Here is a 9,043-nt window from a genome sequence, read left to right as displayed (position 1 = left end):
AATATATTACAGCGTAATTTCAAAACTAAAATACCAAATAATAAATGGGCTACCGATATAACCGAATTTAAAGTCTCTGGAAACAAATTATATTTATCACCAATAATTGATTTATTTAACGGAGAAATAATAAGTTATGAGTTATCTGAAAAACCAAATTTTAAACAAGTGGTTACGATGCTTAAAAAGTCTTTTAAAAAGATTCCTAATCAAACCAACTTAATATTACATTCAGATCAAGGCTGGCAATATCAAATGAGACAGTATCAAAGATTATTAAAGGATAAAGGAATCACTCAAAGCATGTCTCGTAAAGGAAATTGTTTAGACAACGCGGTAATAGAAAATTTCTTTGGTATTCTAAAATCTGAATTGTTTTATCTAAATAAATATAAGTCGATATCTCAATTGAAAAAAGACATTAAAGTGTACATAGAATATTATAATAATGAAAGAATTAAACTAAATTTAAAAGGAATGAGCCCGATTGAATATCGAGCTCATTATTATCAAAATTAATTATAAATTTGTCTAGCCTTTTGGGTGCACTCCACAAAAACCGCACTATTCTTATACGTAACCGTTGTAGGCAATATTGCCAAAACAACAAACTAAATTACTAAAATTTAAAACAACGGAAAAAAAATGAAACGAAAACTAACAAAATTAACCAAAATTGGAATCCTACTATTTGCGATTTCAATATCACTAACTAACTGCCAACAAGATGACATCACAAGTAATCTAACCAAGCAAGAGATTGGTGAAGAAGCTTCTTTTAAATCTTCTAAAATATCATTTGACAAAATTTCTCAAAATGAGCTCTTAACATCAAGAGTGCAAACCTTACAAAAGAAACTTTCAAAAAGCAATCAACAAGCACAGAATAAAGGTGAGTACAACAGTACTTACGATTTTATGATAGATACAAACCATGCAAAATACATTGAGAGTATTGATGGTGAATATCATTCCTATACATTTCCTATCTACAGAAATACAGGAAACAACCTTTTGGAAAACCTGTTACTTTCACTACAAAGGGACGGCACATACCGCGCTTTTTTGGTATCCTATAATCTGACCGAACAGCAGAAAGAAGACCTAAAAAGCGGAAAAGAGGTCATCGGTATTGAGGACCAAATAGAAATGACTGATTTAGACAACAGATTTTCTTCTGATTGTATTGCAGGATATGCCAGTCATTGGACTTGTGCAGCTGGCAATAACCACTCGCCCGTCGATGTAGCATCTGGTGACTGTGTGCAAACTTCATTCACAGTTTCTATTGAAGCAATTTCTGGCTTCTGCCCACCTGGTGCAGATACGGCTTCAACCAATACAGATACTAATGGTGAAACTGGAACTCAAACAAACACTAGTTCAGGTACTAACCATGGTGAGAATCCAGATGGAACAGACAATACGAATGTCACAGAACCAACTATTCTTTCCAATGCTGAAAAATTAGAATTGTTTATTGACCTGACTCCAGAACAGGAATTTTGGGCAAACAAACAGGATGATGATGTCATACAAGAATTAATGACTTATATACTTATTAATTGTGGGCAAGATAATACTTCTACTGCTTGCATAGAAGCTGAAAACATCATTGATTTTATTATAAATATAACATGTAATTTAACTGGTGATGAAAGTGCATGGGCAGATAATCCCGAAGAAAATGAAGAACCAAAATGGGGACAGTTAGCAAATAAGCAAGAAATATTAGATGAAATAAGCAATATTTCAGGTCTTTATGGTTTGACTTATGAGCAACAAATAACAGCATTAGCAAATTATTTTGAATACAATTTAATGTATAAAAGAGATGAAAATACAGGTAATCTTGTTCAAATAGAAAATTTAAATCCATTAGCACCTAATAATTACACAATAAATAACTCAAATGACTATTTGCCAATAAGCCTAGATATTAACAGATATGTTTATTCAGAAGTTGGTGGCTGGATTGATTTTCATCATGTTTTTAAAATTTTTGAATGGGCTAACCAAAATGGACCATTTCTTGGTATAGTTGGTGGAGATATGGGAGAATTAATTCAAAGTGTGAAAGATAATGAAAGTGCTTATAGCTATGAAGATTTACCTTCAAATTTATTAGGTGTTGCAATGTTCATTCGTTTTGGTGATGATTTAGAAAATGGTAGTATTACTTGGTATCAAGCAGTTGAAACTGCGCTAAATGAAATTAGTTGTATAGAACCAGAAGATGCTCCAAATTTTGATTTTATTCCACACATAGTTAATAAACATTACCCTCAAAATTTTACATACTCTCCTCTACTAGGAAACGAATTAAAAGAACTTCATAAGCAAAAGTTTTGCGAAAGACCAATAAATCAACAAATTAATATAAAAGTAGCTCATGAGAAATTTGACAGGTAAATTCGTTTTATTAGGTGTCGTATTTATTACGAGTTGTAGTCCTTGCGATAATTTAAATGTTTCAGACTATAAACATAATTTATCAACCATAGAAAGAGTTAAGGATATTGTAATCAATGAAAACTTCTTAAATCAAGAAACCAAATATTTAGATAATAGTTTTATAAAACAAAAAACAGAAAACAAAGATTATAAAATTCTAGATGAATTATACTTCAAAAGTATTTCTAAAATAAAAGAAGTTATAGTTTTTAGATTTCAATACGATGATGAATCGAATTTTTTCGAAAAAAAAGTAGATAACACATTTGATATGCCTTCAAAAATTAAATGCAGCTATTATTTGTTTTATCATCCAAATAAAGAAACTAGGCACAATATTGCTTATTATGAACAATATGCTGAATGTAGCAAAGAGTTTGAAGACGTTGATAATTGGAGTTTAGTAAAAATTAGATTTCCATGTTCTGATTAAAAAATACTGCCTACAACCAAGTATATAAAAAATAGCAGTTAAGAGCTAAACTTTAAGTTTGCTTCTTTTCTGCTATCTTTGTTTCAAACTGAAAATTAGTGCCTACAAATCAGCTACTTTCCATATACATCAACGTTGTGTACAAGCTAAAAACCACTCTAAACTAGTAAATGACAATAATTTACATACTCCTTTTCGGAACTCTTAATCTCCTGATTTTTTCGCATCTGACAAAAAAAAATAATATTCACTCTGGATTAAAAATCGGACTGATATGTGTTCTCGGATTATTTGGACTAATGCATTTTATTAACCCTTTTGACAATGCTATTCCGAATAAATTGTTTCTGATTTTACTAGGATTTAGTTTAGCTCTTATTATTTTTCACTATGGAAGTAGAATTGCTATTTGGTTTACGATTCAAATAAATAATAAAGAGCGAGATGACTTGCTATTTAAATGGTACGATATTCTAATTTTTTATGTTGTTTATATAATGATTTTTGTTTTTCAAATTGCAACACTAATTAAAAACTGAATAAAAAGCCTGTACACAACACAGCATATAAAAAATCGCTATTTTTAGCTTAACCAATGTTAGTTGCTCGTTTGCTAGCTTCTGATTTTCCTTCGGAAAATCCTCGCACGCAAACACGCAACTTTCCATATACGTATTCCAAGATCAAATCCTAATAAAGTAGTAGATTAACCCAAAAACCAGTGATTTTTATTTTTCTGAATATAACAAAAGTATGAGCGTAAAAGCAAAATTAATAATAGATGATATGGAAGTAAACATTTTGTGGTTTACTTTCGGTTTCAATCAAGGTGCAGACATAAGCGGACGACCTTCACAAAGACCAAGGTTTGTTGGACTAAAATTAATCATAGAAACACGAAAAGACCTTAATCTTGCAGAATGGTCATTTTCGCCAAACGAAAAAAAACAAATAGAATTACATATTTACCCAATCATTATGGGTGGAAAAACTCGTAAACTATATTTTTATGATTGTCATCTTGTGAGTTGGAAAAATGATTTTACGGCAACAGGTTCAAACCCAATGTCTGAAACTTTAGATATTACTTGCGCTGGAGTTGAAGATTCTACTTCAGCAGGTGTATATTCTGCATATTGGAGAGAAACTTTTAAGAAAGATAATGTTGAAGCTACAATTTTAGAAGAAATTGAACCAAAACTTGTTGAATACCATTTTGAAAACAAAAACGGAGAAGTAATAGAAGAAAAAGACATTAAAGGCAATCAAGAAATAGAATTGGTAATTACAACAGAAAATGCAAACGGCACGACTATAAAAGTAAACTTAAATAATTCAAGATTAGATTTTAAACACAATGGAGAAATTTTAGAAAACGATATTTTAAAAGGTGTTAAAATTAACGATGAAGAAACAAGAGTACCACTAACAGCCATAAAACAATAATATTATGCCAGAAGACAACAATAATAATTACGGTATCGCTTCTTTTGAATGCGGTAGAGGAAACACAATGCATATAGATTTCCCAAACGTAATAGAAGCCGATGCGCATATGAATATTGGTGTGGCTCTAATGCCTTTTATGGAAGATGGGTTTCATTTTATAAAGGAAGAGAATATTTCTTCATCTAAAAAAGCAGAAGGCTTAAATGAAGTAGAAACTGGTTTTGTAAAATATTTATATAAAATTAGAAAAGCAAATAGAGATAATAAAAAGTTAGAATACAAAACCTTTTCAGGACCAAACAGACTCTATATTAGAGAGCGCATATATATAGCAGGTAAAATATTTCCTGTAATGAGTATATCATATAGCGGAGAAGATATAGATTGCTCGACCTCTAAAATTAAAACAAAATCGGTTTCTGGAACTGAACTAAAATTGATGTTTGAAGGACTTTTTGAAGAAGACAAAGCCTTTTCTAATGAATATATAAGTATAGATAACGATAATATTAGATTATATCTTCCCCAAAATACCGAAATTGGTATTGACTACAAGAATTTATTAATAGATTTTTTAACTAATGGTACAAAAACAGAAACCGCAGCAACTCACGGCGAATTTCCAGATTTAGAAACTTATACATTAGCCACAGGAGAAACCGAACTAAAAGATGGTTGTTGGCTTAACAAAAACCGTGACGCTAACGATGATACTTGGAAAAATGCTTGTATGTATATTTTAGAACATAAATTACAAGGCGTTTTAGCTCCTTTTGCCCAGATAGCAGATTTTTACACTTTGCTCGATGATAAAATAACAAACGACACTAAACATAAAACACGCTGGTTAAAAGGTGCTAAAAAATTGGTTAGCTCTTTAAAAATTTTAGATGGTATTGCTGGTACAGGAATCACTAATGATGTAGAAACTATATTAAATGAACTAAATATTGGTATTTGCGATTATGCCATTACACAGTTTCACGAACTCTTTTACGGTAAATATAAAGACAATCCACTCGAAAAACGACAAGATGCCTATGAGTGGGATTTAGCTTTTGTACAACACGAACAAGGTGTAGTAGCTGTTCCTATTTATAACAAAACAGACAAACTTACCATTGAAAAATATCAAGATATGGCAGACCAAGACGCTAAAGGCTCTCACGGTTTAGGTAGTTGGTTTATGGATAAAACCCCATTAAGTGTTTTACCAGAATTTGACGACCCTTGGAAAGGAGAAGTAACAGATAAGCAATTTAGAATAGATTTACCTATGCTAATGCTTTGGTTGGATAGACATAAACCTACTGGAAAAAACTTTGAAGATAAAATAGATGAAAATGGATATTTATTGGAACATTACAAAAAAATAATAGAAAATTATGAAGCTAAATAAAACAAATCTATTCTTGTTAATTTGGGTTTTACATTTATTCGTTTATTATCTTATTTTTATGTGTTTATACAAAATAGCAAACAATGATTATAACGAATTTTATACTGTATTATTTGGGTTCATAGGTGGGTTAATCGGTTGGCCTATAAAACAACTTCCTTTATTTTTTATAATTCCATCATTACTTATGCTAATTTTAATAAAAATAAAATTTCAAAAGAAATGGTTTTTAGCTTATGTGATGTCAATTTGTCTTGCATATTTAACAAATTATTTCTGGTTGTTTTTTAACTTCCAAAATGATATAATGTTAGGCTATCCAAAGACAAATAATACTATAATATTTATCATTCCTAGTTTAATTGTCTCAATAGTATTTAACTGGTTAATTTTTAGAAAAACATATAAAAAATTAGGTTTGTGAATAAAGTCCAGTTGCCAACAATGTATATAAAACATAGCTATTATAGGCTCTATCAAAGGTTCGTGTGCATTTGCAAAGACCGCCAAATTTTTAAATTTGGCTTTTAGTAAAATTAAGATAAAAAGAAAAATTTAAAAATTCGGCTCGTGTTTAATCCGAAAGGTCAGCGTCTTTTTATACGCTACGTTTCATATACAGACACGTTGGCACAAATATGAAAAAAATCATAACTACATTAATTCTCATACTATTTTTTACAAAAACATTTGCTTGTAGTTGTGAGGTGCCTAAACCTGCTCTTGAATTTTATTCAGCCGAATATGTATTTGAAGGAAGAGCGGTTTCTAAAGTATATGCTTCCGATTCTCTTACTTATACAATTTCTTTTGATATTTTGAAACATTATAAAAATGGTGACAATCCGAAAACATTGGATTTTACTTTAAAATCTGAAGGAGAATATACTGGACAAATAACATCTTGTGACTGGAATGTGGAAATAGGTGAAAATTGGCTTGTTTATGCACGTTTTAGGAAAGATAAATTGACTTTTGGATATTATTGTTCAAACTCAAGACCAATTGACAAAAGAACTTTTTCAGAAAAAGAACAAAAAGTATTAGACAATGGAAATTCTTTTAAACTTGATAATTATATTTATTTTGTAGAGAACAACTTTAATTATCCTCAACCAATCACAAATGTAGATTCGATTTTAAAACTTGGGAAAATAAAGAAATATGAAAAACCTCATTCTTTTTTAAGACTACTTATTGACGAAAACGGAAACCTTATCTATGTAACAACCAATAGAGGTTATAAATTAGAAATCGATTCTAATTTCAATCTTCCCACTAAATTCGAAGTATCAATTAGTAAACCTCTTACCGAATTTCAAAAAGATGCCATAGAATTAGTAAGTAAAATTACGAAATGGGAAATAAAACGACATAACGAATCGAATATTCCTGTGACTAGTATGAGAGGTTTTAATATCTCTTTTGACAATGAAACTCATAAATGGCAATATAAATTGTAAAATACTTGTGCCAACACCAGTAACCGTTGCACAACGCTCTAAAAATTTATGATCGAAAGATATTTAAGCCCTTTTTAGGGCTTTTTTAATTTTCTTAAACTGTCATTTAATTAAAATTTGGTTGGTGGAAATTGAAGATTATTAGGTTTTGGAGTCCATTTAATTTAGAAAATATAAGACCAAGTGCTTTTGCCTTGGTTTTTGACAGTTTCTGTGTAAACTTCAAGTACTTTTTAAGATTGTATGCCATGGCAGCTAAATGCATAACTTTATTTGCTTGTTTTATCCCTATGGTATTTATTTTTCGTAAGCCCATAAATTGGGTGAGTGTTCCAAAAACGGGTTCTACCGTACTTTGCCGTTTGCCTTTCATATAGCTGCCTTTCGGACTGTTTACACGTTTTATATTACGTTCATATTCTGCTTTGTAATACGTTACAGAAAACTTTTTCTCTTTGGCAGTTTTACCCAAACAGCTCAACTTTATGGGGCAGTCCTTACATTGATGGGTCGTGCCGCGATATTCCTTTTTTAAGGTTCCAGTACGGTAATCGTTAAACACTTTTTTAAAAGGGATAATCTCGCCTTGAGGACAAACATAATGGTCTTGATCTCTATTATGATGAAAGTTATCTGGACCGCCTTTGTAGGTGCCGTGAGGTGGAATAAAACTTTGTAAGTTAATCTGCTCCAAAAAAGCATAATTCTCTCCGCTACTGTAGCCCGTATCAGCCACGCAATTATGCCAAAGTAATCCGAAACGGTTTAACCTCGGCTTTAAACGCCCTACTATATCTTGTAAAAACTGATTATCTCTTTTATCGGCATGGTAAGCCCGAATATCCGTTATAACATGGTGTCCCGTATCTACACTTAATTGGCTCATGTAATTAAGCTTTCTAGCTTTTCCTGGTTTAACACTAATGCGTGCATCTGGATCAGTGGGACTGTAATGGGTTTTATTACTCGTATATTTACTGCCTTTATTTCCTGCTCCTTGACGCTTATCTTGGTCTTTTGCCCATTTTTTATTTCTGCTCTTTATTGCTCCAAGTTCCTGCTTATTAGCACTAATAGTTTGTTGATCTTTACTGGCCTTATTTTCTTTGCTTTTTCGTAACGGAACTTCTTTACCCATGGCACTAATGTGCCTTATTTTCTGTAAATGTGAAGCTAGATCCTCTTCAGGTACTTTAAGTTCTAAACTATCCATGGAAGCATTCGCTTTTATAGGTGCTGAATCTATAGCTTGTGTATGGCCACTAACCATACCTTTTTCAATACACATGTGCAGCACATTAGTAAAAACTTCTTCAAATATACTTTCTGGAAAAAGCTGCCGTGTTCGGCTAATGGTAGAATGCCAAGGTAATTCATCATCCAAATCATAATCAATAAAAAATAGAATATCCAAACGCATACTACTATGTTGGATTAATTTCCTATCGCTGATGATGTTCTCCAAGTAACCAACCAAACACAGTTTAAAAAAAAACCACAGGATCAATACTCTTTTGACCTGTAACACCGTAAAACGGCTCGGTTAATTTGTATAAATAACTTAAATCTAATACGCTTTTAAGCTGTCGATAAAAGTTGTACTCTGGTACACGTTCGCTCAATAAAAATTCTGTAAACAGCTTCTCCTGATATATCTTTTTTCCTTGCATATCATTAAGTTAATAATTTATATTGCGCGTTTATAACCTTTGTATTAAATTTATCAACAGAGTTGTGCAACAGGCACAAAGTGTAAAAAACATTGCTTATTTTAGTTCGATCGTTTGGTCGTTGCTCTTTTGCTAGCTTCTGATTTTCCTGCGGAAAATCCTCGCGTACAAAATC

General features: G+C 31.3%; 6 protein-coding genes and 1 pseudogene. 6 read left to right on the top strand and 1 reads right to left on the bottom strand.

Annotated features, from left to right (window positions below):
* From BLV64_RS14275 to BLV64_RS14240, 6 genes are all read left to right on the top strand, one after another.
* A partial coding sequence (locus BLV64_RS14275) for an IS3 family transposase (RefSeq protein ID WP_143034186.1) occupies positions 1–519 on the top strand: 519 nt, incomplete at its 5' end.
* 126 nt (positions 520–645) lie between these two features.
* The gene (locus BLV64_RS14270) at positions 646–2,412 is read left to right on the top strand and encodes a hypothetical protein (protein ID WP_092136737.1); all 1,767 of its coding nucleotides are present in this window, start codon (positions 646–648) and stop codon (positions 2,410–2,412) included.
* A complete protein-coding gene (locus BLV64_RS14265) occupies positions 2,393–2,887 on the top strand; it encodes a hypothetical protein (protein WP_092136736.1) in 495 nt (164 codons plus the stop codon). Before BLV64_RS14270 ends, BLV64_RS14265 begins: the two co-directional genes overlap by 20 nt.
* A 753-nt stretch (positions 2,888–3,640) precedes the next feature.
* On the top strand, positions 3,641–4,333 hold the full coding sequence (gene tssD / locus BLV64_RS14255; RefSeq protein ID WP_092136733.1) for a type VI secretion system tube protein TssD: 693 nt from the start codon (positions 3,641–3,643) through the stop codon (positions 4,331–4,333).
* Positions 4,334–4,337: 4 nt separating this feature from the next.
* Complete coding sequence (locus BLV64_RS14250; protein WP_092136731.1) at positions 4,338–5,735, top strand: hypothetical protein; 1,398 nt, start codon at positions 4,338–4,340, stop codon at positions 5,733–5,735.
* A 638-nt stretch (positions 5,736–6,373) separates the two neighbouring features.
* Positions 6,374–7,198, top strand: coding sequence for a hypothetical protein (locus BLV64_RS14240; protein WP_092136727.1), 825 nt, complete (start codon positions 6,374–6,376; stop codon positions 7,196–7,198).
* A 106-nt stretch (positions 7,199–7,304) separates the two neighbouring features.
* Here the strand turns inward: BLV64_RS14240 and BLV64_RS14235 are convergent.
* Positions 7,305–8,868 (bottom strand): annotated as a pseudogene (locus BLV64_RS14235) (IS1182 family transposase).
* Positions 8,869–9,043: the final 175 nt, after the last annotated feature.

Source organism: Bizionia paragorgiae (assembly GCF_900107625.1).
GTDB lineage: Bacteria > Bacteroidota > Bacteroidia > Flavobacteriales > Flavobacteriaceae > Bizionia > Bizionia paragorgiae.
Note: the sequence above shows the minus strand (reverse complement) of the source record. Positions and strands in the feature narration are given on the sequence as shown.

Bases quoted from the DNA above. Each gene is read 5' to 3' on its own strand.
- BLV64_RS14270 (WP_092136737.1), top strand. From the start codon at position 646: ATGAAACGAAAACTAACAAAATTAACCAAAATTGGAATCCTACTATTT.
- BLV64_RS14265 (WP_092136736.1), top strand. From the start codon at position 2,393: ATGAGAAATTTGACAGGTAAATTCGTTTTATTAGGTGTCGTATTTATT.
- tssD (WP_092136733.1), top strand. From the start codon at position 3,641: ATGAGCGTAAAAGCAAAATTAATAATAGATGATATGGAAGTAAACATT.
- BLV64_RS14250 (WP_092136731.1), top strand. From the start codon at position 4,338: ATGCCAGAAGACAACAATAATAATTACGGTATCGCTTCTTTTGAATGC.
- BLV64_RS14240 (WP_092136727.1), top strand. From the start codon at position 6,374: ATGAAAAAAATCATAACTACATTAATTCTCATACTATTTTTTACAAAA.